This is a genomic window from Cellulomonas sp. C5510 (assembly GCF_019797765.1).
GTDB lineage: Bacteria > Actinomycetota > Actinomycetes > Actinomycetales > Cellulomonadaceae > Cellulomonas.
In genome coordinates, this window is sequence record NZ_CP081862.1 from 1,053,774 (window position 1) to 1,075,596 (window position 21,823).

A 21,823-nucleotide genomic window follows, 5' to 3' on the forward strand; every position below is an offset into this window, starting at 1 on the left:
GGGCGTCGACGCGCTCCTCGTCGTCCCTGGAAGGCACCTCATGTCCGCACCCCGTCACGCCCGCGCCCGCGCGGCGTCCGCACTCACCTCCGCCGCCCTGGCCGCGGCCCTCGTCCTGCTGCCCGCCTCAACCGCCTCCGCGCACGTGCGGGTCGTCCCCGAGTCCACCGCCGCGGGTGGTTGGACCGTCCTGACGTTCCGCGTCCCGAACGAGTCCGCGTCCGCCGCGACCACCCGCGTCACGGTGGACCTGCCGACCGCCACGCCGCTCAGCTCGGTGTCCACGCGCCCGGTCGCGGGCTGGACCGCCACCGTGGAGGAGGGGGCGCTGCCGGAGCCGGTCGAGGTGGGCGGCGCCACGCTCACCCGCGCGCCGGTCCGCGTGGTCTGGACGGCGGACGGCGACGGGATCGGCGACGGGGAGTTCGAGGAGTTCGCGCTCTCCGTCGGCCCGCTGCCCGACGCCGGGACCCGCCTCGTCCTGCCCGCCCACCAGGAGTACGACGACGGCGAGGTCGTCGACTGGGACGAGGTCGCCGACGGCGGTGCGGAGCCCGAGCACCCCGCGCCGGAGCTCACGACGACCGCCGCGGCGCAGGGCCACGGCGGTCACGACGCCGCCGGGGCCGACACCGCCGCGGACGAGGCCGCCGCGTCCGGCGACGCCTCGGTCCGGGAACCGGCCGCGGACGTCCCGTCCCGGGTGCTGGGCGCGCTCGCGCTGGCCGCCGGTGTCGCGGCGCTCGTCGTCGCGCTGCGCACCCGGCGCCGGGGGAGCGACGCGGCCCGCTGACCGGCGCGCGCGGCCGGCTCCGGGTGCGACGGCCCGGGGCCGGCCGGCGGCGAGCTCAGTCCGCGGCGGGTCGCTCCACGAGGTACGACCGCCCGTCCGCGCCGACGACGCGGACGAACTCGGTGCGCAGCGCGAGGTCGCGCTCGCGGTCGGCGTCGGCGACCTCCCGGTCGGGCGCGAGCGGGTCACCGACCTGCGCGGGGCCGAACACGCTCAGCAGCGCCGCCTCGCGCTTGTCCTGCGCCCTGCCGATGGTCGCCATCGCCGTCCCTCTTCCTCGCGTCCCCGGGTGGTGCCGGTCGTGCCGTCCGCGCACTCCCGCGCCGCGGGAGCGGCGCCCGGCTCATTGTGCCCCGGCGCGGCGTGCGACCGGCCGGGGCGTCCGGCCTCAGCCGCCCAGCGCCTGCTCGACCACGGCGCAGGGGTGCTCGTCGGGGTCGCTGTCGCGGTACTCGCACGCCGCGCGGCGCAGCAGGGCTGACACGGTGCGGCGGTCGGACGGGTCGAGGGCGCCGAACACCGCGTCCTCGGCGCGGGCGACCCGCTGCTCCAGGTCGGCGAGCAGCCCCTCGGTGTCGGGGGTGGCCAGGACACGCCGCTGGCGGCGGTCGACCTCGGCGACGCGGCGTGTGACGAGCCCGGCGCGCTCGAGGTCGTCCAGCAGGTAGGTCATCACGGTGCGGTCGATGCCGAGGCTGGCGGCGAGCGCTGCCTGGCTCGGGTGCGCGCCACGCACCACCTCCCGCAGCACGAGGAAGCCGCGGAACCCGTGCGGCACGTCCGCGAGCGCGGAGGTGAGTCCGCGCTCGTACGCCCGGAGCAGGACGCCCAGCGACCAGCCGAGGTCGGACTGGTGCGTGTCGGTCACGGCGGTCATGGTCGCCGATCGTACGCCGGTCCCGTGGTTGTGCCAATGATCTGCGAGACATACGATCGCCGGAGCCGACGAGTGTCGGCGCGCGGAAGGAGCACGATGACGGACTACGGCCACGACCTGCTGTTCGGGTCGTTCATCACGCCGACGAACGCGGACCCGGAGCGCGTGGTGGGGCTGGCGCAGCTCTCCGAGCAGGTCGGGCTCGACCTCGCGACGTTCCAGGACCACCCGTACCAGCCGGCGTTCCTCGACACCTGGACCCTGCTGTCGTGGGTCGCCGCGCGGACGCGGACCATCCGCCTGGCGCCGAACGTCGCGAACCTCCCGCTGCGTCCGCCCGCCGTGCTCGCCCGGGCGGTCGCCAGCCTGGACCTGCTGTCCGGCGGGCGGGTCGAGCTCGGGCTCGGCGCGGGCGGCTTCTGGGACGCGATCGAGGCGATGGGCGGCCGCCGGCTCACGCCCGGCCAGGGCGTCGACGCGCTGCGCGAGGCGGTCGCCGTCGTCCGGGCGCTGTGGGACACCGGTGACCGGTCGCGCGTCGACCTGCCCGGGGAGTACTGGCCCGCCGTGGGCGCCAAGCGCGGCCCGGCGCCCGCCCACCCGGTCGGCATCTGGATCGGGGCCTACAAGCCGCGGATGCTCCGGCTCACAGGGGAGGCGGCCGACGGCTGGCTGCCCTCGCTCGCCTACCTGCGCAGCCTGCAGGACCTCGACGACGGCAACGCCCGCATCGACGAGGCCGCCGCGGCCGCCGGGCGGGACCCGTCGGCTGTACGCAGGCTGCTCAACGTGGGTGGCCGGCTCACGCCGCGACCCACCGGGGAGCTCCTCGTCGGGCCGCCGCGCCAGTGGGTCGAGGAGCTCGCCTCGCTCGCGCTGGAGCACGGGATCAGCGCGTTCGTCGTCGGGGGCGACGACCCCACCCTCATCGCCACCGTCGGCCAGGAGATCGCTCCGGCCGTGCGCGAGCTCGTGGCCGCCGAGCGCAGCACCGCCCACGTCCCGACCCCGGGGGCGGGCGCATGACCGCCGACCTCGGCCACCCGCTGCAGCTCGGCGTCCTGCTGCCCGTCGACGCCGCGGACCCCGGACGGCCGGCCCGGGTCGCCGCCCGGGCCGAGGAGCACGGGCTCGATCTCGTGGCCGTGCCGGACGGGGGCGACGGGACCCTCGAGCCCTGGACGCTGCTCGCGCACGTCGCGGCGGCGACGCGGCGTGCGGCCGTCGCGACGCTGGGCCTGCGCACCGAGGGCCGCCCACCGGCCGTGCTGGCCCGCGCCGCGGCGCACCTCGACCACCTGTCCGGGGGCCGGCTCGCGCTCGGCCTGGCCGGCGACGTGGCGGACGCCGACGGCGTCGACGAGGCGCTCGAGGAGGTCGCGGCGGTCCTGCGCGGGCTGTGGGACACCGGCGACCCTCGTCCGTTCGTGCTGCGGGGCCGCCACCACGTGGTGCCGGGCACGGCCCGCGGGCCCGCGCCGGCCCACAACCTGCCGGTCTGGTTCGGCGGCCCGGGCACCGCGCCCACGGCCCTGGCCTCGGCGGCCCGCGTCGCCGACGGGTGGTGGCTGTCCTCCTCCGGGGAGGCGCTGTCCGCGGAGCTGCACGCGCTCGACTCCGCGCTGCTCGCGGCCGGGCGGGACCCGCGCGAGGTCCGCCGGGGCGTGGTCGTCCCCGTGGAGGTCGCCACCGTCGACGTGCTGGCGCCCCTGGTGCTCGACGCGGGTGTCGCCACAGTCGTCGTGGCCGCGACCGACGAGGCGGCCGCGGCCGGCTTCGCCGCGGACGTGGCGGGCCCGCTGCGCGAGCGCGTCGCCACCGTCAGGGCGGCCCGCGGCACCGTGGTCGGCACGACGCGCAGCTCCGCCGTTCGCGCCGCCCGCCGCCCGGGCATCGACTACGACGCCGTTCCCGCGGCGCTCGCGGACGCGGCGGTCGAGCCGGGCGACGCCGGCTACGCGGCCGTCCGCCCGACGTACCTGCGGGGTGGCCGGCCCGGTCTGGTGCTGCGTCCCGCGGACACGGCGCAGGTCGTCGAGGCGCTGCGCTGGTCCCGCACCCAGGACGTCCCGCTCGCGATCCGGTCGGGCGGGCACGGCATCAGCGGCCGCTCCACCAACGACGGCGGCATCGTGCTGGACCTGTCGCGCATGGCGGCGATCGAGGTGCTCGACCACGCCACCCGCCGGGTGCGCATCGAGCCCGGGGCCCGGTGGGGCGAGGTCGCGGCCGCCCTGCAGCCGCTCGGGTGGGCGCTGACGTCCGGGGACTACGGCGGCGTCGGCGTGGGCGGGCTCGCGACCGCGGGCGGCATCGGCTTCCTCGTGCGCGAGCACGGGCTGACGCTCGACCACCTGCGCGCCGCGGAGGTCGTGCTCGCGGACGGCTCCGTGGTGCGCGCCTCGGACGCCGAGAACCCGGACCTCTTCTGGGGGCTGCGCGGCGCCGGGGGCAACCTCGGCGTCGTCACGTCCTTCGAGTTCGAGGTCGACGAGGTCGGGGACGTCGGGTTCGCCCAGCTCGTCCTGGACGCGTCCGACACGGAGCGGCTGCTCGTCGACTGGGGTGCCGCCGTCGAGGCCGCGCCGCGGGACACGACCGCCTTCCTCCTCATGGGCCCGCCGCGGGGCGGGGTGATGGTCGCGCAGGTCATGGCGATGGTGGACTCCGAGGACCCGGACACGATCATCGAGCGGCTGCAGCCCTTCGCGCGGATCGCCCCGCTGCTCCAGCAGCAGGTGCAGCTCCTGCCGTACAGCGCCGTCGTGTCGGTGCCCGACCAGCGGCACACCTCCGAGGGGGAGCCGGTGACGCGGACCGCGATGGCCGAGCACCTCACCCCGGGGCTCGCGGCCGACGCCGCCCGCCTCGTGCGGAGCGGCGTCACGACGTTCTTCCAGATCAGGGCCGCCGGCGGCGCGGTCCACGACGTCCCGCGGGACGCCACGGCCTACGCGCACCGCACGGCGCACTTCAACCTCGTGGCGTTCGGCACGGACCGGCGGCGCCTCGACGCCGCCTGGGACGCGATGGCGCCGCACCTCGACGGCCTGTACCTGTCCTTCGAGACCGACCCCCGGCCCGAGCGTGTCGCCGAGGCGTTCCCGGGCGCGACGCTCGAGCGTCTGCGGGAGCTCAAGCGGCGCTACGACCCGCAGGACGTGTTCCGGCACAACGTCTCGGTGGCCGACCGGCCGGCGCGCGCCGTGCCCGCGCGGGACGGCGCCGCTCAGGGTCCGCTCGGGGTCGCCGGGGGGTCCGCGTAGGCGCCCAGGGGGACCCCGCGACCCCCGGCGTACGCCGTTCGTCGTACGCGAGGATACGGCGGGCGGGCGATCCGCCGAGGGGGTGCCGCGGGCCACGATGGTCGTGCCAGCCAGCCGGAACCGCAGGAGAGAGCAGCATGACCCCCCAGGTGTGGATCGTCGTCGTCGGCCTCGTGGCCGTGATCGTCGTCGTCGGCCTCGGGGACCTCGTGCAGCGCGCCCGCGACTCCCGGCACCGCGTCCACCGCTGAGGAGAACCCCGTGCCCGCACCCGTGAAGGTCGTCACCGCCATCGCCGCGACCGGCGCGCTCATCGCGCTCGGCCGCAAGATCGCCGCCTCGCGGCGCACCCCGGCCTGAGGGCCGGCACCCGACGCCCCGGCCCCGTGAGGGCCGGGGACCAGCTCGCGGCCCCGCGCCGCCGGCTCGCAGGGGGACACGGAGGGGGACCGGGCCAGGGAGGGTGGCCCGGTCCCCCTCCGCTGCGTCCCCTGCTCAGCGGGGCGCGGTGATGAAGACGTCCAGCAGGTGCGGGTGGTGCGCGTGCACGAGCACGCCGAACACCACCAGGTCGAACAGCAGGTGGACCGCGAGCACGTAGGTCAGCGAGGCGCTGCGGGCGAAGATCCAGCCCTGCACCAGCGCGAACGGCACGGTCAGCAGCGGGCCCCACTCGCGGTAGCCCAGCTCCCACAGGAACGACACGAAGACGGTCGCCTGCAGGACGTTCGCGGTCCAGAGCCCGAGGTGCCGGCGCAGCAGCGCGAAGACGGTGCAGATGAAGAACAGCTCGTCCCAGATGCCCACGGCGTTGACGCCGACGAACAGCCGGGCGATCTCGGCGCCGCCGGTGACCTCGGGCCAGTTGCGGTAGGCGCCCGACCCGATGAAGTAGAACGGCAGGATCAGGTACCCGGCGACGACGACCACGGCGAGGTACACGAGCTGCGCCCGCGTCCACCGCCGGCCCGTCGCGACCGGGAAGACGATCGTGCGCTGGCCGAACGCGTACCGGGACAGCGCCCAGGGCACGAGCACCGCCAGCGACAGCGCGACCGTGAACCGCGCCATGCCCGCGTCGGACAGGTCGGCCTCGAGCGAGATCGTCGAGATGATCGCCATACCGGTCGCGACGAGGCCGAGGTCGCGCGCGAGCCCCCGGTCCACGGCCAGGGCCACCAGCACACCGGCGACGAGCGGAACGTAGCCGAGCGGGCGGGCGTGCACCGCGAACAGCAGCACGGCCGAGCCGCACACCAGCGCGGCTGCCAGGAGCCGGGTGGGGGAGCCGGTGTCCCAGGGGGCGCGGGCGACCGGCGCGGCTGTCGTCGTCATGCCCGCACGCTGCCACGGACGGGCGCCCGGCGCGCGGTGGGCACGCGGTCGCGATCAACCGCCCATACAGGGTGAAAGGGACGGGAGCCACCCGGTCGGCGGTCCCCGGGCGCCGCGGCTCCCGCCACGCTGGCGGCTCGGCCCGCACCCGCCGGCCCGGAGCCGGAGGTCCCGATGCCCGTCCCCGCCGACGTCGACGGCCCCACCGGGTCGTCGTCCGGTCGCCTCGCCGCCCTCGACGGGCTGCGCGGCGTCGCGGCGCTCGTCGTCCTCGTGCACCACTCGCTGCTGCTCGTCCCGGCGCTCATGGCGGCCTCCGACGGCTCGGGGGCGCCGCGCAGCGCGCTCGTGCAGGCGGTCACCGCCACGCCGCTGCACCTGCTGTGGGACGGGGAGGTGGCTGTGCAGATGTTCTTCGTGCTCAGCGGGTTCGTGCTGACCGTCGCGGCGCAGCGGGCGCAGCACCGGTGGAGCGCGTACTACCCGCAGCGGCTGCTGCGGCTCTACCTGCCGGTGTGGGCCGCCGTCGTGCTCGCGGTCGCCCTGCGGTTCGCGGTTCCCCGGGCCGACAGCGCCGGGCTCAGCCCGTGGCTCGTGTTCCACGGCGAGCTGGGCCGGACGGGCGTGCTCGCGGACCTCACCCTGCTGGCGGGCCCTGTGGGCTCCACGATGACGGCGCTGTGGTCGTTGCGCTGGGAGGTCGTGTTCTCGTTGACCCTCCCGGTGTTCGTGTGGCTGGCGACGCGCCTGCGCCGCTACGCCGTGGCGACCGGCGGCGTCCTGGCCGCGGTGGCATGGGTCGGCGCCGCGATCGGACCCGTCGACCGGCCGTACGCGCTGGGCGCGCTGTACCAGCTGCCGCTGTTCGGCCTGGGCTGCCTGCTGGCGGCCGACCGCGAGCGGCTCGGTGCGGCGGTCGCGCGCTGGGGCGGGGCGACGCGGGCCGGGGTGCTGGTCGGGGCCGCGCTGCTCGCGAGCGGCCCGTGGCTGCTCGACCTCGGGGGGCTGCGCGCGGGGCTGCCGGTGGGGGTGCTCGCGCTCGCCCGGGTGCTCCAGGCGGGTGGCGCGGCGCTGCTGGTCGTCGCGGCGCTCGGGCCGCTCGACCGGCCGCTGCGGCACCCCGCCGTGCACTGGCTCGGCACGCGCTCGTTCAGCCTCTACCTGGTCCACGAGCCGGTCGTCGTCGCGGTCGGCTTCCTCACGGGCTGGGTGACGCCGGCCGTGCTGCTGCTGACGGTGCCGGCGTCGCTGCTGCTGGCGGAGGTGTTCTTCCGGGCTGTCGAGGGGCCGTCGCACCGGCTGTCGCGCCGGGTGGGGGCACTGGTGGGCGGGAGGCCGGGTCCGCGCCGCACCGACCGGCCCGAGGCGGCGCCCGTCCCCTGAGGCCGTCGCCGGGAGCCGCCGTGGCTTCGTGGCATGATGGATCCATCAACCCATCATCCGTCGGGAGTCCGGTGCCCACGCCGCAGCCGCTCAACGAGATCAAGGCGAACCTCTTCAAGGGCCTCGCGCACCCCGTCCGCATCCGGGTGCTGGAGCTGCTCGCCGCGTCGGACCAGGTGCCGGTCTCGGTGCTCCTCGAGGAGACCGGGCTGGAGGCGTCGCACCTGTCCCAGCACCTCGCGGTGCTGCGCCGCTACCAGCTCGTCGACTCGGAGCGCCGGGGCAGCGCGGTGTCCTACCGGCTGGCCTCGCCGCACGTCGCGGAGCTGCTGCGCGTCGCCCGCGCCCTCCTCGAGGAGGTGCTGCGGACGACGCAGCGGCAGCTCTCCGAGGCGCGGGAGCAGCAGCCCGCGCTGCCGGGCGCCGCGCGGTGAGCGCGCTCACCGGCGTCCGCTCGCTGCTGCCCTCGACCCGGGACTACGCCGAGCTGCGCACGTCCTGGCGCGGGGACCTCGTGGCCGGCGTGACCGTGGGCGTGGTCGCGCTGCCGCTGGCGCTCGCGTTCGGCGTCAGCTCGGGTGCGGGGGCGGCCGCCGGGCTCGTCACCGCCGTCGTCGCGGGTGTCGTCGCCGCGGTGTTCGGCGGCTCCCCGGTCCAGGTGTCCGGTCCGACGGGTGCGATGGTCGTCGTGCTCGCGCCGATCGTCGCGCGGTACGGCACGGGGACGCTCGCCGTGGTGGGCCTGCTCGCCGGCGTGCTCGTCGTGCTCGCCGGGGTGCTCCGGCTCGGGCGGGCGGTCGGCCTGATCCCCTGGCCGGTGATCGAGGGGTTCACGGTCGGCATCGCCGTCATCATCGCGCTCCAGCAGGTCCCGGCCGCACTCGGCGTCGCCGCCGGCGGGCACGACGCCAACGCGGTCGTCGCGGCCTGGCAGGTGCTGCACGAGGTCAGCGGCCCGCGCGCGGCGTGGTCGCTCGCCGTCGTCGCAGCGGTCGCGGCGGTCATGGTCCTCGCGCCGCGGGTGCACCGCGCCGTCCCGGGGTCGCTGGTCGCGATCCTCCTGGTGACGGTCGTGGCGTCCGCGGCCGGGCTGCCGCTCGCCACGATCGGCGGACTCCCCGCGGGGCTCCCCGCGCCGGCCCTGCCCGGCGTGGACCCGGGCGCGCTGCCCGCCCTCGTCGCCCCGGCGGTGACGGTCGCGGCGCTCGCGGCGATCGAGTCGCTGCTGTCCGCCCGCGTCGCCGCCGGCTACCCGGGAGCGGGGCCGTACGACGGCGACCGCGAGCTCGTCGGGCAGGGGCTGGCGTCCGTCGCCTCCGCCCTGTTCGGGGGCATGCCGGCGACCGGTGCGATCGCCCGGACCGCCGTCAACGTGCGCTCCGGCGCCCGGACGCGCGCGGCGGCCGTGGTGCACGCCCTGGTGCTGCTGGGCGTCGTCGCGCTGGCCGGCTCCGTGGTCGCCCGTATCCCGCTCGCCGCGCTGGCGGGGGTGCTGCTCGTGACCGCCGTGCGCATGGTGTCCGTGCGGACGGTGCGCGCGGTGCTCGGGTCGACCCGCGCGGCGGCGCTGCTGCTCGTGCTGACCGCGGTGGTCACCATCACCGTCGACCTGGTCTACGCGGTGGGGCTCGGCATGGCCGTGGCCGCCGCCCTCAGCCTGCGCAGCCTCGCGCGGGCGGCGGGCGTCCACCGCCTGGAGCTGCCCGGCCCCGCCGTGGCCGGCGACGAGCGCATCGCGCTGCTGCGGGTGGAGGGCTCGCTGTTCTTCGCCGCTGCCGAGCGGGTGCTCGACCACGTCGCCACGGTCCGGGGTGCGGACGTGGTGGTCCTCGACCTCGCACGCGTGCACCACATCGACGCGACCGGCGCCCAGGTGCTGCAGGAGCTGGTCACCGGCCTGGAGCGGCGCGGGGTCGCGGTGCTGATCACGGGCCTGCGGGTGCACCACCGGGCGCTCGCCGGCCGGGTCGGGGTGCTCGCCGCCCTGCGGGACGAGGAGCACGCCGTCGAGGACGCGGCGGTCGCGGTGAGGCGTGCGCGGGCGCTCGTGGACCCCGCGCCCGGGGAGGACACCCGGCCGGCGCCGCAGCCGGTGCCCTGATGGGCCGTCCGGAGTCCGGGGCCGCCTCCGCTCGGCGCCGTGACGGCCACCGCGCTCGCGGTGTCGCTCACGTACCTCGACGGGTCGCCCGGCCGGGGTCCGCCGCCACGGTCGCCGTCGTCCGGGCCCGCACCACCACGCGGAGCGTCGACGTCATCGCCGGTCCACGGCGCTGAGCAGCCGTCCTCGGCGGCAGGCGAGCGGGGATCCCTCCACCACTCGATCAGCGGTTGGCGCGGGCAGGTCCCTGCGGCACGCTCGGCGGATGATCGACTTCACCAACGCCTCGTACGCCAAGCTCGCCCCCCGCGACCCCTCCGACGCGCACAAGGAGATCGCCGAGCTGCTCGTGCCCGGCGAGAGCATCGTCATGGCCTTCAAGGGCATGCGCGACTCGGTCACGTTGACGGACAAGCGGCTGATCGCCCTGAACGTGCAGGGGATGACGGGCAAGAAGCGCGACTGGTCCTCACTGCCCTACAGCAAGATCCAGGCGTTCTCGGTCGAGTCGGCGGGGACGTTCGACCTCGACTCGGAGCTCGAGCTGTGGTTCTCGGGGCTCGGACGCGTGAAGCTGGAGTTCGCCCGCGGGATCGACATCCGCGTCATCGGGCGGTTCATCGGCGAGCGGGTGCTCTAGGAGCCCCCACGCCGCTCGACCCGCGAGAAGCGGGGACGAGCAACGCCCGTGACGGTGGGTGTCACGGGCGTGCGGACCTGCTGGTCAACCTGTGCCCTCGATAGGATTCGAACCTACGACCTTCTGCTCCGGAGGCAGACGCTCTATCCACTGAGCTACGAGGGCGTGCGCGCGGCCGTCGGACCGGCGCGGTGCACGAGACTACCAGGCCGCGGGCGGTGTCAGTCCTCGCCGAGGAGTCCCGACAGGTAGGTCGCGGTCTCGTCGACGGCGCGGGTGTCGTCTCCGGCGGCGATCGCCTCGACGAGGCCGTCGTGGTGGTCCCCGTCCTGGAGCACCTGCGCGAAGTTGAACCGGATGTTGTCGGTGATCGCGTCGATGAGGTTCTCGTACAGAGACAGCAGCACGGGATTGCGGGCGGCGCGGGCGATGGCCCGGTGCAGCGCGAGGTCGGCGGAGACCATGCGGTCGAGCTGGCCGGAGCGCCACGCCTCGGCGCGGGCGTCGCGCAGGGCGGTGATGGTGGCGACGTCGGCGGTGGTGCGGCGGCGCGCGGCGAGGCGGGCGGCCTCGACCTCCAGGCTGCGGCGCACCTCGATGACGTCCCGCTGCCGGGCGTCGGCGATCTGCCGGCCCATGCTGACCGCGAGCTCGGACGCCGACAGCACGTACGTGCCGGACCCCTGCCGCCGCTCGACGAGCCCGGCGTGCACGAGCGACTGGACGGCCTCACGGACGGTGTTGCGGCCGACGCCGAGCATCTCGACCAGCGCGGGCTCCGGGGGGATGCGGGTGCCGACCCGCCACTCGCCGGAGGTGATCCGTGCCCGGAGCTGGGCCACCGTCGCGTCGATGAGGCCGGTGCGTCGCGTCATGCGGGGTAGTCTCCCTGGTCAGTTGTGCCGCGATTCAACACGAACCCGGCACCGGTCCGCCAGCGCCCACCGCCGCGCGCCCTCCGCCCCCGCTCCTGAGGTCGCATGCCGTCTGCCGCCGCTCCCGTGGGCTCCGCCGCGCCGTGGCGGGGCCGCCGCCTCGTCCTGCTGGGCGTCGTCCTCGTCGCGCTGAACCTGCGTATCGCGGTCGCGTCCGTGTCGCCCATCCTCGACCTGGTGCGCGCGGACGTGGCGCTGTCCGCGACCGAGGCCGGCCTGCTCGGGACCATCCCGGTGGTGTCGTTCGCGGCGTTCGGCTCGGTGACTCCGCTGCTCGCGCGCCGCATCGGGCTGGAGCCGCTGCTGGTCCTCGCGATGCTGCTGTCGGCGACGGGGGAGGTGGTGCGCTCGGGCACGTCGACGGCGACCGGGTTCCTCGGGTGGTCGGTGATCGCGCTCGCCGGCATGGGGATGGGCAACGTCCTGCTGCCGCCGGTCGTGAAGCGCTACTTCCCGGACCGCATCGGCGTGGTGACGTCCGTGTACTCGGTGACGATGACGTTCAGCACGGCGCTGCCGGCGCTGCTCGCGCTCCCGGTGGCGGAGCGGCTCGGGTGGCGGGCGTCGCTGTCGGTGTGGTCCGCGGTCGGCGTGGTCGCGGCGCTGCCGTGGCTGGTGGTGATCGTGCGGTCCGCCGCCGCGCGCGCCGAGCTCGGCGGCCTCCTGCGGCGCGCCCCGGTGACTACGCCCGCGCTGAGGTCCCGGCACCGCTCGGGCGGGCGGGTCTGGCGCAGCCCGCTGGCGTGGGGGATGGCCGTGACGTTCGCCATGAACTCGCTCGACTCGTACGCGATGTTCGCCTGGCTGCCGCAGATCCTCGTGGACGGCGGCACGTCGCCGCACGCGGCGGGGGTGTGGCTGTCGGTGTTCGCGATCCTCGGGCTGCCGCCCGCGCTCGTGGCTCCGATCGCCGCGTCGCGGATGCGGAACCCCATCGGCCTCGTGGTGTTCTTCGTCGCGTGCTTCATGGCGTCCTACCTCGGTCTGCTGCTCGCGCCCGGGGGTCCGGTGTGGCTGTGGATCCTGCTGGGCGGTCTCGGTCCCGGGGCGTTCCCCGTGCTGCTGGCGCTCATCAACCTGCGGACGCGGACGTCCGCCGGGGCGGCGTCGCTGTCCGGCTTCACGCAGGGCGTCGGCTACGCGATCGCCGGCACCGGCCCGCTGCTGGTGGGCGTGCTCTACGACGCGACGGGCACCTGGACGGCGGCGCTGCTGTTCCTCATGGGGACGCTGGTGGTCCTCGTGGGCGCGGCGACCGTCGCGTGCCGCCCGGTGATGCTGGAGGACACGTGGGGGCCGCGGGCGCGCGCCTGACGACGGGGCGTCGGCCCGTCCACAGCGGTCGCAGCCGTGCGGGCTGTGGACGGCGGACGGGGCAGCGCCGGGGCGTCGCTACGCTTGTCCGGTGACCCCCGCTGAGCTCTCCGAGTCCCTGCGCGCCGCCCTCGCGGGCGCCGTCGCCGACGGGACCTTCGCCCTGGACGCCGCCGACCTGCCCGCGACCGTGCACGTGGAGCGACCCCGGCAGCGCGAGCACGGCGACTGGGCGACCAACGTGGCGCTGCAGCTCGCGAAGAAGGCCGGCACCCACCCGCGGGCCTTCGCCGAGGAGCTCGCGCGCCGGCTCGCGGACACCCCCGGGGTCGCGAAGGTCGACGTCGCCGGGCCCGGCTTCCTCAACATCACGCTCGACACGGCCGCGGCGGGCGAGCTCGCGCGCTCGGTCGTCGAGGCCGGCCCGGGGTACGGCCGCAACGAGACTCTGACCGGGCAGAGCATCAACCTGGAGTTCGTCTCCGCCAACCCGACCGGCCCGATCCACATCGGCGGCGTGCGGTGGGCCGCCGTCGGCGACAGCCTGGCCCGCGTCCTGGAGGCGTCCGGTGCCCGCGTCGGCCGCGAGTACTACTTCAACGACCACGGCGCGCAGATCGACCGGTTCGCGCGCTCGCTGCTCGCCCGCGCGCGCGGCGAGGAGGCGCCGGAGGACGGCTACGGCGGCCAGTACATCGCCGACATCGCCGACGCGGTCATCGCGCGGGCCGCCGAGGCCGGCGAGCCCGACCCCCGCACGCTGCCCGACGCGGAGGCGCAGGAGGCGTTCCGGTCCCGCGGGGTCGACCTGATGTTCGCGGAGATCAAGAAGTCCCTGCACGACTTCGGCGTCGACTTCGACGTGTACTTCCACGAGGACACGCTGCACGAGAACGGGGCCGTCGACCGGGCCGTCGCGCGCCTGCGCGAGCTCGGCCACGTCTACGAGGCCGACGGTGCCACCTGGCTGCGCACCACCGACTTCGGGGACGACAAGGACCGCGTCATCATCAAGTCCGACGGCGACGCCGCCTACATCGCCGGCGACCTGGCGTACTACCTGGACAAGCGGGAGCGCGGCTTCGACCGCGTCATCATCATGCTCGGCGCCGACCACCACGGGTACATCGGCCGGATGATGGCGATGTGCGCCGCGTTCGGCGACACCCCGCACGTCAACCTCGAGATCCTCATCGGGCAGATGGTGAACCTCGTCAAGGACGGCACCCCGGTCCGGATGAGCAAGCGCGCGGGCACGGTCGTCACGATCGAGGACCTGGTCGAGGCCGTGGGCGTCGACGCGGCGCGCTACTCGCTGGCGCGCTCGTCGGCGGACTCCTCGATCGACCTCGACCTGGACCTGCTGAGCCGGGCGACCAACGAGAACCCCGTCTACTACGTGCAGTACGCGCACGCCCGCACCTGCTCTGTCGCCCGCAACGCCGCCGACGCGGGCGTCCGGCGGGCCGACGGCTTCGACGCCTCGCTGCTCGACCACGAGACCGAGTCCGTGCTGCTCGGCCGGATCGCGGAGATGCCGCGCGTCGTCGCGCAGGCCGCCGAGCTCCGGGAACCGCACCGTGTCGCCCGGTACCTGGAGGAGGTCGCCGGGGCGTACCAGAAGTGGTACGAGCAGCGCCGCGTGCTGCCGTTCGGCGACGAGCCGGTCTCCGACGTGCACCGCACGCGGTTGTGGCTGAACGACGCGACCCGGCAGGTGCTGGCGAACGGCCTGGGGCTGCTCGGGGTGAGCGCGCCGGAGCGGATGTGACCGCCGCCCCCGGCTCGGGCGCCACCGCCGACTCCGCGGCGGGCCACGCGGTGGCGGGCGCCGGGACCGACGGCGCCCCCGAGGCCGGCGCGCTGGGCCTGCCGTGGCCGGCGCACGCCGTGCGGGGCGCCGACGGTGCCGTGCGCGTCGCGGGCGTCGACCTGCGGGACCTCGCGGCCGAGCACGGCACCCCGGCGTACGTGCTGGACGAGGCCGCGTTCCGGTCCCGTGCGCGGGGGCTCCGGGTGGCGTTCGAGAAGGCGTTCGGGCACCTCGGTGCGGGCGTCGACGTGTACTACGCGGGCAAGGCGTTCCTGTCGGTCGCCGTCGCCCGCTGGGCGCACGAGGAGGGCCTGCGGGTCGACACGTCCACGGGCGGTGAGCTGGCGGTCGCGCTGCGCGCCGGCGTCCCGGGCGCGGACATCGGGCTGCACGGCAACAACAAGTCCGACGCGGAGATCGCCCGGGCGCTCGACGCCGGGGTCGGGCGGATCATCGTCGACTCCCTCGGGGAGGTCGACCGCCTCCTCGCGGCCGTGCGGGCGCGCACCGCGGACGGTGCCGAGCCCGAGCCCGCCCCCGTCATGGTGCGCGTGACCACCGGTGTCCACGCAGGCGGCCACGAGTACATCTCGACCGCGCACGAGGACCAGAAGTTCGGCCTGTCCGTCGCGACCGCCGCCGACGGCACCAGCCCCGCGATGACCGCCCTCGAGCGGGTCGTCGCCGCGCCGGAGCTCCGGCTGCTGGGCATCCACTCCCACATCGGCTCGCAGATCCTCGACCCCGAGGGCTTCGCGGTCGCCGCGGGCGCGGTGCTGCGGCTGCGCGCCGAGCTCGCCGCCCGCACCGGGTACCTCGCGCCCGAGGTCGACCTCGGCGGCGGCTTCGGCATCGCGTACCTGCCGGGGGAGGTGCCCCTCGACCCCGAGCGCATCGCGAAGGACCTCGCCACGACGGTCGACGCCACCTGCGCCGAGCTCGGCACCCCGGTGCCGCGGCTGTCGTTCGAGCCCGGCCGGGCGGTCGTCGGCCCGACCACCCTGACGCTCTACACGGTCGGGACGGTCAAGCCCGTCACGCTCGAGGACGGACGGGTCCGGCTGTACGTCTCCGTCGACGGCGGCATGAGCGACAACATCCGACCCGCCCTGTACGGCGCGCCGTACCACGCGGCGGTCGTCTCCCGGACGGGTGCGGCACGGACCGTCCTCGCGCGGGTCGTCGGCAAGCACTGCGAGAGCGGCGACATCGTCGTGCACGACGTGCAGCTGCCGGCCGACGTCGCGCCCGGGGACCTGCTCGCGGTCGCCGCCACCGGTGCGTACGGCCGCTCGATGGCCTCCAACTACAACCACGTCCCGCGCCCGCCGGTCGTGGCGGTCCGCGACGGAGCGACCCGCGTGCTGGTCCGGCGCGAGACCGAGGACGACCTGCTGGCCCTCGACCTGGGCTGAGGCTCGGGGACCCGCCCCTCCGGCGGTGCCCCGCCCAGGGTGTGGATGCGCCCCCGGCGGGCGCGGCACGGCCCCTATCCTGGGGCTCGGCCCGGCGGCGACGCCCCGGGACGCACCCCACCAGGCCCGGTGCCCCGGGCGTGATCGAGAGGCGCACGCGGTGACAGCACGCGACGAGACCGTCGGACCCGCCACGCCCGCCGCCGGCGACCGTCCCGCCGTGCGGGTCGCGCTGCTCGGCTGCGGCGTCGTCGGCACGGAGGTCGTGCGGCTGCTCACGACGCAGGGGCCCGACCTGGCCGCCCGGGTCGGGGCGCCGCTGGAGCTCGTCGGGATCGCGGTGCGGGACGTCGACGCCGAGCGGGACCCGGTCGTCGACCGCGCGCTGCTCACCTCCGACGCCGAGGGGCTCGTCGCGAAGGCGGACGTCGTGGTCGAGGTGGTGGGCGGCATCGAGCCCGCGCGGTCGCTGCTGCTGCGCGCCGTCGAGCACGGCGCGGCGGTCGTCACCGCGAACAAGGCGCTGCTCGCCCAGGACGGCCCGACGCTGTACGCCGCCGCGGACGCCGCGGGCGTGGACCTGTACTTCGAGGCAGCCGTCGCCGGCGCGATCCCCCTGGTCCGGCCGGTGCGCGAGTCGCTGACCGGTGACCGCGTCCAGCGGGTGCTGGGCATCGTCAACGGCACCACCAACTACGTGCTCGACCGCATGGCCGCGGACGGGCTGGACCTCGACGCCGCCGTGGCGGAGGCGCAGGCGCTCGGCTACGCGGAGGCGGACCCCACCGCGGACGTCGAGGGCTACGACGCCGCCGCGAAGGCCGCGATCCTGGCCTCGCTGGCGTTCCACACCCGGGTGTCCCTCGACGACGTCGACCGGCAGGGGATCACGGGAGTCACCGCGGACGACGTGGCCTGGGCCGGTCGCACGGGCCACGTCATCAAGCTGCTCGCGATCGCCGAGCGCCGGGTCGGCGACGACGGCCGCGAGGGCGTCCAGGCGCGTGTGCACCCCGCGCTCGTGCCGCTGTCCCACCCGCTCGCCGGCGTCCGGGGGGCGTTCAACGCGGTGTTCGTCGAGGCCGAGGCCGCGGGCGAGCTCATGTTCTACGGCCGCGGCGCGGGCGGCGCCCCCACGGCGAGCGCGGTGCTCGGCGACGTCGTCTCGGCGGCCCGCCACCGGGTGCACGGCGGCCGCGGCCCGGCGGAGTCCTGGTACGCCGACCTGCCCGTGCTGCCGGCGCAGTCCGCCCGCACCCGCTACCAGGTGCGGCTCGAGGTCGACGACCGCCCCGGCGTGCTCGCCCAGGTGTCCGCCGTGCTGGCGGAGCACGGCGTCTCGATCGAGGCGGTCCGGCAGTCGCCGGCGGACGCCGACGCCACGCCCGGCGTCGCCCGCCTCGTCATCACCACGCACGAGGCGCCGGAGGCCGCTCTGGCGGCCACCGTCGCCGCGATCGGCGGCCTGGACTCCGTCCGCGAGGTCGTCTCCGTCCTGCGAGTCGAGGGAGCCTGATGGCACAGCAGTGGCGCGGCGTCATCCGCGAGTACGCGGACCGGCTGCCCGCGCACGTCCAGGAGCACGTCGTCACGCTCGGCGAGGGCGGCACGCCGCTCGTCGCCGCGCCGGCGCTGTCCGCGCTCACCGGGGCGGAGGTGTTCGTCAAGGTCGAGGGCATGAACCCCACGGGCTCCTTCAAGGACCGCGGCATGACGACGGCGATCTCCGCGGCCGCCGGGCGCGGCGCGCGCGCCGTCGTGTGCGCGTCGACGGGCAACACGTCGGCGTCCGCCGCCGCGTACGCCACCGCCGCGGGCATGGTCTGCGCGGTGCTGGTGCCGGACGGCAAGATCGCGATGGGCAAGCTCAGCCAGGCCGTCGCGCACGGCGCGAAGCTGCTGCAGGTCGACGGCAACTTCGACGACTGCCTCGTCGCGGCCCGCAAGCTCGCGGAGGCGTACCCCGTCGAGCTCGTGAACTCCGTGAACCCCGACCGCATCGAGGGCCAGAAGACGGGCGCGTTCGAGATCGTCGACGCGCTCGGCGACGCCCCGGACATCCACGCGCTCCCGGTCGGCAACGCCGGCAACATCACGGCGTACTGGAAGGGGTTCCGCGAGTACGCGGGGCTCGACGCGGGTGCGGACCTCCCGGCGGTCGCCACGCACACCCCGGCGATGTGGGGCTTCCAGGCCGCGGGCGCCGCGCCGATCGTGCGCGGCTACCCGGTGACGGAGCCCGAGACGATCGCCACGGCGATCCGCATCGGCAACCCGGCCTCCTGGGTCCAGGCGGAGGCGGCGCGCGACCTGTCCGGTGGCCTGATCGAGGCGGTGACGGACGACGAGATCCTCGCCGCCCACCGCGTCCTGTCCTCCCGGGTCGGCGTGTTCGTCGAGCCGGCGTCGGCGGCGGGCGTCGCGGGCATCCTGCGGCTCGCCCAGGAGGGCCGCGTGCCCGCGGGGTCGCGCATCGTCGTGACGGTCACCGGTCACGGGCTGAAGGACCCGCAGTGGGCGCTGCGCACCGCGGACGGCGGCGAGGTCGAGACCACCCGCGTGCGACCCGACGTGGTCGAGATCGCCGCGGCGCTCGGCCTGGGCTGACGGCCGTGCGACTGGGTGCCGACCGGGCGCGCGTGCGCGTGCCGGCGACGAGCGCGAACCTCGGCCCGGGCTTCGACGCGCTGGGCCTCGCGCTGGCGCTGCACGACGACGTCGAGGTCCGGGCGCTGGGGTCCGCCGAGGTCGTCGTGGACGTCGTGGGCGAGGGCGAGCAGGAGGTCCCGTCGGGCGAGGACCACCTCGTGGTGCGGGCACTGCGCCACGCGCTCGACCACGTCGGGGCGCCGCAGACCGGCCTGCACCTGACGTGCCGCAACAGGATCCCGCACGGCCGGGGCCTCGGGTCGTCCGCCGGGGCTGTCGTCGCGGGCCTGCTCGCCGCGCGCGCCCTGGTCGCCGAGCCGGAGTCGCTCGACGACGACGTCGTCCTCGCGCTCGCGACGGCGCTCGAGGGGCACCCGGACAACGCCGCGCCCGCCCTGCTCGGGGGCGCGACGGTCGCGTGGTGCGACGACGCCGCCGCCGGGGGAGCGGTGCGCGCCGCGCGGCTCCCGGTCGACGCCTCGATCGCCCCCGTCGTCGTCGTCCCCGGCACGCGCCTGGCCACCTCCCACGCGCGCGGCGTGCTGCCCGCGACGGTCCCGCACGCCGACGCCGCGTACCAGGCCGGTCGCGCGGCACTGCTCGTCGAGGCGCTCGGACGCCGGCCGGACCTGCTGCTGCCCGCCACCGAGGACCGCCTGCACCAGGGCTACCGGCGCCCGGTGATGCGGGAGAGCATGGCGCTCGTCGACGCGCTGCGGGCCCGGGACGTGCCCGCCGTCGTGTCCGGTGCCGGCCCGACCGTGCTGGTGCTGGCGCGCTCCGCGGCAGGTCCGGAGACGCCGGCGGCGACCGACGCGGACGCGGCGCTGGCCGCCGTGTTCGGCGGCTCGATGGGCGGCTGGCGCATCGTGCGGCTGGCGATCGACACCGACGGTGCGACGTGGCAGAGGCTGCCCTGACGGCGCGCCCCCGGTGGTATGCTGGCCCTGTTCCCCGGACTTCGTCCTGATATCCGCTCAGCCTCATTCGGGTGCAGCGCCGCGCGTGCCAGCGCCCCGAAGGCACGGGTCCCATGAGATCCGAGACCGGGAACGCACCAGCCCACCGACGTCGACGCTTCCGCGCGACCGGTGAGGCCCCACCGACGCGACGGCCCCGACCCGAGGGCCGGACGCAGACCGCGCCCCGACGGAGGGTGGCGGTCCCCGACGAGGGGGAAGGGTCCTTCGTGACAGACACCATCGAGCCGGCCGTGAGCAGCAGCTCCGGCGGTTCCGCCCGTGGCGGCGCGATCTCCGCGATGCGCATGCCCGAGCTCCAGGCACTCGCCGCGCAGCTCGGCGTGACGGGCACCTCGCGGATGCGCAAGACCGACCTGGTCGACGCCATCCGGGCCAAGCGCTCCGGCGCCGGCACCGGCACGCGCGCCGAGGACGGCGCCGCTGCCGAGCCGCGCGCCCGCCGCGCCGCGTCCCGTGCCGCGGGTCGGCCCGCTGCGGCTGCCGACGCGCCGGTCGCGCCCGCCGCCGCGGACGCCCCGGCGGCGCGCACGGCCCCCGCCGAGACCCCGGCCGTCGACGACGAGGCCCGTCGCGGGTCCTCGCGCCGCCGCCCCGTACGGGCGCAGGCCGAGGCGCAGGGCGAGCAGCGCGCCGACGGTGAGGACGGTCCCTCCGGGCAGCGACCCGGCCGCACCGTGGACGTGCTGGCGGGCCTCGAGGCTGTCGAGCGCTCCCTCGACAGCCGCCAGGGCGGGCAGCAGCCCGAGGTGCGCGACGACCGCGCTGCGCGTGCCGCCGACGCCGTCGGCTCCGTGACGGGCGAGCGCCGCTCGCGCCGCTCGGGGCGGGGAGCCGGCGCCCCGACGGTCGACGTGACGCTGCCCGAGGGGCCGACGGGCGGCGACGGCCAGCGGCAGCGCCCGCAGCAGGAGCAGCCGGGCGAGCAGCAGGACCGGGCTCGGCAGGACCGCCAGCAGGACCAGGGCGGGGAGGACCGCGACGACGAGCGCGGCGGCCGCCGTCGGCGCTCGCGCGACCGGTACCGCGACCGTGACCGGACCAAGCGCGGCCGCGGCCAGCGGGGCCCGGGCGACGCCGCCTACGAGGAGATCGAGCTGAGCGAGGACGACGTCCTCGTCCCGGTCGCCGGCATCCTCGACGTGCTCGAGTCCTACGCCTTCGTGCGCACCAGCGGGTACCTGCCCGGCCCGAACGACGTCTACCTGCCCCTCGGTCAGGTCCGCAAGGCGGGTCTGCGCCGCGGCGACGCCATCACCGGCGCGGTCCGTGCGCCCCGCGAGGGCGAGGCGCCGGGCCAGCAGCAGGCCGGCCGCCCGAACAAGGCCAACGCGCTCGTCCGGCTCGACACCGTCAACGGCATGGCGCCCGAGCAGGCACGGCAGCGGCCCGAGTTCTCCAAGCTGACGCCGCTGTACCCGCAGGACCGGCTGCGGCTCGAGAACGAGTCGAACCACCTGACGCCGCGGGTCATCGACATCGTCGCCCCCATCGGCAAGGGCCAGCGCGGCCTCATCGTCGCGCCCCCGAAGGCCGGCAAGACGATCATCATGCAGCAGATCGCCAACTCGATCACCGCGAACAACCCCGAGGTCCACCTCATGGTCGTGCTCGTCGACGAGCGCCCCGAGGAGGTCACGGACATGGAGCGGACCGTGAAGGGCGAGGTCATCGCCTCGACCTTCGACCGCCCCGCGTCGGACCACACGATGGTCGCGGAGCTCGCGATCGAGCGCGCGAAGCGCCTGGTCGAGCTCGGCCAGGACGTCGTGGTGCTGCTCGACTCGCTGACCCGCCTGTCCCGTGCGTACAACCTCGCGGCGCCGGCGTCCGGGCGCATCCTGTCCGGCGGCGTCGACGCCTCGGCGCTCTACCCGCCGAAGCGGTTCTTCGGTGCCGCGCGCAACATCGAGCACGGCGGCTCGCTGACGATCCTCGCCTCGGCGCTGGTGGAGACCGGCTCCAAGATGGACGAGGTCATCTTCGAGGAGTTCAAGGGCACCGGGAACATGGAGCTCCGGCTGTCCCGGTCGCTCGCGGACAAGCGCATCTTCCCGGCGGTCGACGTCAACGCGTCCGGCACGCGTCGCGAGGAGATCCTCATCGCCCCGGACGAGCTCAAGATCATCTGGAAGCTCCGCCGCGTCATGGGTGCGCTGGACCAGCAGCAGGCCATCGAGCTGCTGCTCGGCAAGCTCCGGGAGACGCGCAGCAACGTCGAGTTCCTGCTCCAGGTGCAGAAGACGACGCCCGGCACCGGCGCGCACGGCCACGACGAGACCCAGACCCGCTCGATCGTCTGACGTCCGCCTCGGCGCGACA

At 76.1% G+C, this 21,823-nt stretch carries 18 protein-coding genes and 1 tRNA gene; 14 read left to right on the forward strand and 5 right to left on the reverse strand.

The window, feature by feature from the left end; all coding sequences use genetic code 11:
- Positions 1–40: 40 nt before the first annotated feature.
- Positions 41–793 (forward strand): YcnI family protein, encoded by a 753-nt coding sequence (locus K5O09_RS04775; protein WP_222171673.1) that lies wholly within the window; start codon positions 41–43, stop codon positions 791–793.
- A gap of 55 nt (positions 794–848) precedes the next feature.
- On the opposite strand, the gene K5O09_RS04780 is transcribed toward K5O09_RS04775, so the two are convergent.
- The gene (locus K5O09_RS04780; protein ID WP_222171674.1) at positions 849–1,055 is read right to left on the reverse strand and encodes a hypothetical protein; all 207 of its coding nucleotides are present in this window, start codon (positions 1,053–1,055) and stop codon (positions 849–851) included.
- A gap of 126 nt (positions 1,056–1,181) precedes the next feature.
- Positions 1,182–1,670, reverse strand: a complete 489-nt coding sequence (locus K5O09_RS04785; RefSeq protein ID WP_222171675.1) for a MarR family winged helix-turn-helix transcriptional regulator — start codon at positions 1,668–1,670, stop codon at positions 1,182–1,184.
- A 96-nt stretch (positions 1,671–1,766) separates the two neighbouring features.
- Here K5O09_RS04785 and K5O09_RS04790 point away from each other — a divergent pair, with 96 nt between their 5' ends.
- Both K5O09_RS04790 and K5O09_RS04795 read left to right on the forward strand, forming a co-directional pair.
- Positions 1,767–2,696, forward strand: coding sequence for an LLM class flavin-dependent oxidoreductase (locus K5O09_RS04790; protein ID WP_222171676.1), 930 nt, complete (start codon positions 1,767–1,769; stop codon positions 2,694–2,696).
- Positions 2,693–4,936: an LLM class flavin-dependent oxidoreductase gene (locus K5O09_RS04795; RefSeq protein WP_222171677.1), complete on the forward strand. Its 2,244-nt coding sequence runs from the start codon at positions 2,693–2,695 to the stop codon at positions 4,934–4,936. The genes K5O09_RS04790 and K5O09_RS04795 overlap by 4 nt, the downstream gene beginning before the upstream one ends.
- Positions 4,937–5,431: 495 nt before the next feature.
- Here K5O09_RS04795 and K5O09_RS04800 read toward each other — a convergent pair whose 3' ends face one another.
- Positions 5,432–6,271: a CPBP family intramembrane glutamic endopeptidase gene (locus tag K5O09_RS04800; protein WP_222171678.1), complete on the reverse strand. Its 840-nt coding sequence runs from the start codon at positions 6,269–6,271 to the stop codon at positions 5,432–5,434.
- Between the two features lie 174 nt (positions 6,272–6,445).
- Between K5O09_RS04800 and K5O09_RS04805 the strand changes: the two genes are divergently transcribed.
- From K5O09_RS04805 to K5O09_RS04820, 4 genes are all read left to right on the forward strand, one after another.
- The gene (locus tag K5O09_RS04805) at positions 6,446–7,654 is read left to right on the forward strand and encodes an acyltransferase (protein WP_222171679.1); all 1,209 of its coding nucleotides are present in this window, start codon (positions 6,446–6,448) and stop codon (positions 7,652–7,654) included.
- Between the two features lie 71 nt (positions 7,655–7,725).
- Entirely contained in the window at positions 7,726–8,088 is a 363-nt protein-coding gene (locus tag K5O09_RS04810) for a helix-turn-helix transcriptional regulator (RefSeq protein WP_222171680.1), read from the forward strand.
- Entirely contained in the window at positions 8,085–9,755 is a 1,671-nt protein-coding gene (locus K5O09_RS04815; protein ID WP_222171681.1) for a SulP family inorganic anion transporter, read from the forward strand. Before K5O09_RS04810 ends, K5O09_RS04815 begins: the two co-directional genes overlap by 4 nt.
- Before the next feature lie 265 nt (positions 9,756–10,020).
- The gene (locus K5O09_RS04820) at positions 10,021–10,395 is read left to right on the forward strand and encodes a PH domain-containing protein (protein ID WP_222171682.1); all 375 of its coding nucleotides are present in this window, start codon (positions 10,021–10,023) and stop codon (positions 10,393–10,395) included.
- Positions 10,396–10,487: 92 nt separating this feature from the next.
- Here the strand turns inward: K5O09_RS04820 and K5O09_RS04825 are convergent.
- Both K5O09_RS04825 and K5O09_RS04830 read right to left on the reverse strand, forming a co-directional pair.
- A tRNA-Arg gene (locus K5O09_RS04825) sits at positions 10,488–10,560 on the reverse strand.
- Positions 10,561–10,616: 56 nt separating this feature from the next.
- Positions 10,617–11,270 (reverse strand): FadR/GntR family transcriptional regulator, encoded by a 654-nt coding sequence (locus K5O09_RS04830; RefSeq protein WP_222171683.1) that lies wholly within the window; start codon positions 11,268–11,270, stop codon positions 10,617–10,619.
- Positions 11,271–11,375: 105 nt separating this feature from the next.
- Here K5O09_RS04830 and K5O09_RS04835 point away from each other — a divergent pair, with 105 nt between their 5' ends.
- From K5O09_RS04835 to rho, 7 genes are all read left to right on the forward strand, one after another.
- Positions 11,376–12,644, forward strand: a complete 1,269-nt coding sequence (locus tag K5O09_RS04835; protein WP_222171684.1) for an MFS transporter — start codon at positions 11,376–11,378, stop codon at positions 12,642–12,644.
- A 91-nt stretch (positions 12,645–12,735) separates the two neighbouring features.
- Positions 12,736–14,415 carry an arginine--tRNA ligase gene (gene argS, locus K5O09_RS04840; RefSeq protein ID WP_222171685.1) on the forward strand — a complete coding sequence of 560 codons (1,680 nt, stop codon included), beginning with the start codon at positions 12,736–12,738 and terminating at the stop codon, positions 14,413–14,415.
- A gap of 50 nt (positions 14,416–14,465) precedes the next feature.
- The gene (gene lysA, locus K5O09_RS04845) at positions 14,466–15,872 is read left to right on the forward strand and encodes a diaminopimelate decarboxylase (protein ID WP_370635569.1); all 1,407 of its coding nucleotides are present in this window, start codon (positions 14,466–14,468) and stop codon (positions 15,870–15,872) included.
- Between the two features lie 160 nt (positions 15,873–16,032).
- Entirely contained in the window at positions 16,033–17,388 is a 1,356-nt protein-coding gene (locus K5O09_RS04850) for a homoserine dehydrogenase (protein ID WP_222171687.1), read from the forward strand.
- Positions 17,388–18,479, forward strand: coding sequence for a threonine synthase (gene thrC, locus K5O09_RS04855; protein ID WP_222171688.1), 1,092 nt, complete (start codon positions 17,388–17,390; stop codon positions 18,477–18,479). The genes K5O09_RS04850 and thrC overlap by 1 nt, the downstream gene beginning before the upstream one ends.
- A gap of 5 nt (positions 18,480–18,484) precedes the next feature.
- Entirely contained in the window at positions 18,485–19,441 is a 957-nt protein-coding gene (gene thrB / locus K5O09_RS04860; RefSeq protein WP_222171689.1) for a homoserine kinase, read from the forward strand.
- A 269-nt stretch (positions 19,442–19,710) separates the two neighbouring features.
- Entirely contained in the window at positions 19,711–21,804 is a 2,094-nt protein-coding gene (gene rho, locus K5O09_RS04865) for a transcription termination factor Rho (protein WP_255596135.1), read from the forward strand.
- Positions 21,805–21,823: the final 19 nt, after the last annotated feature.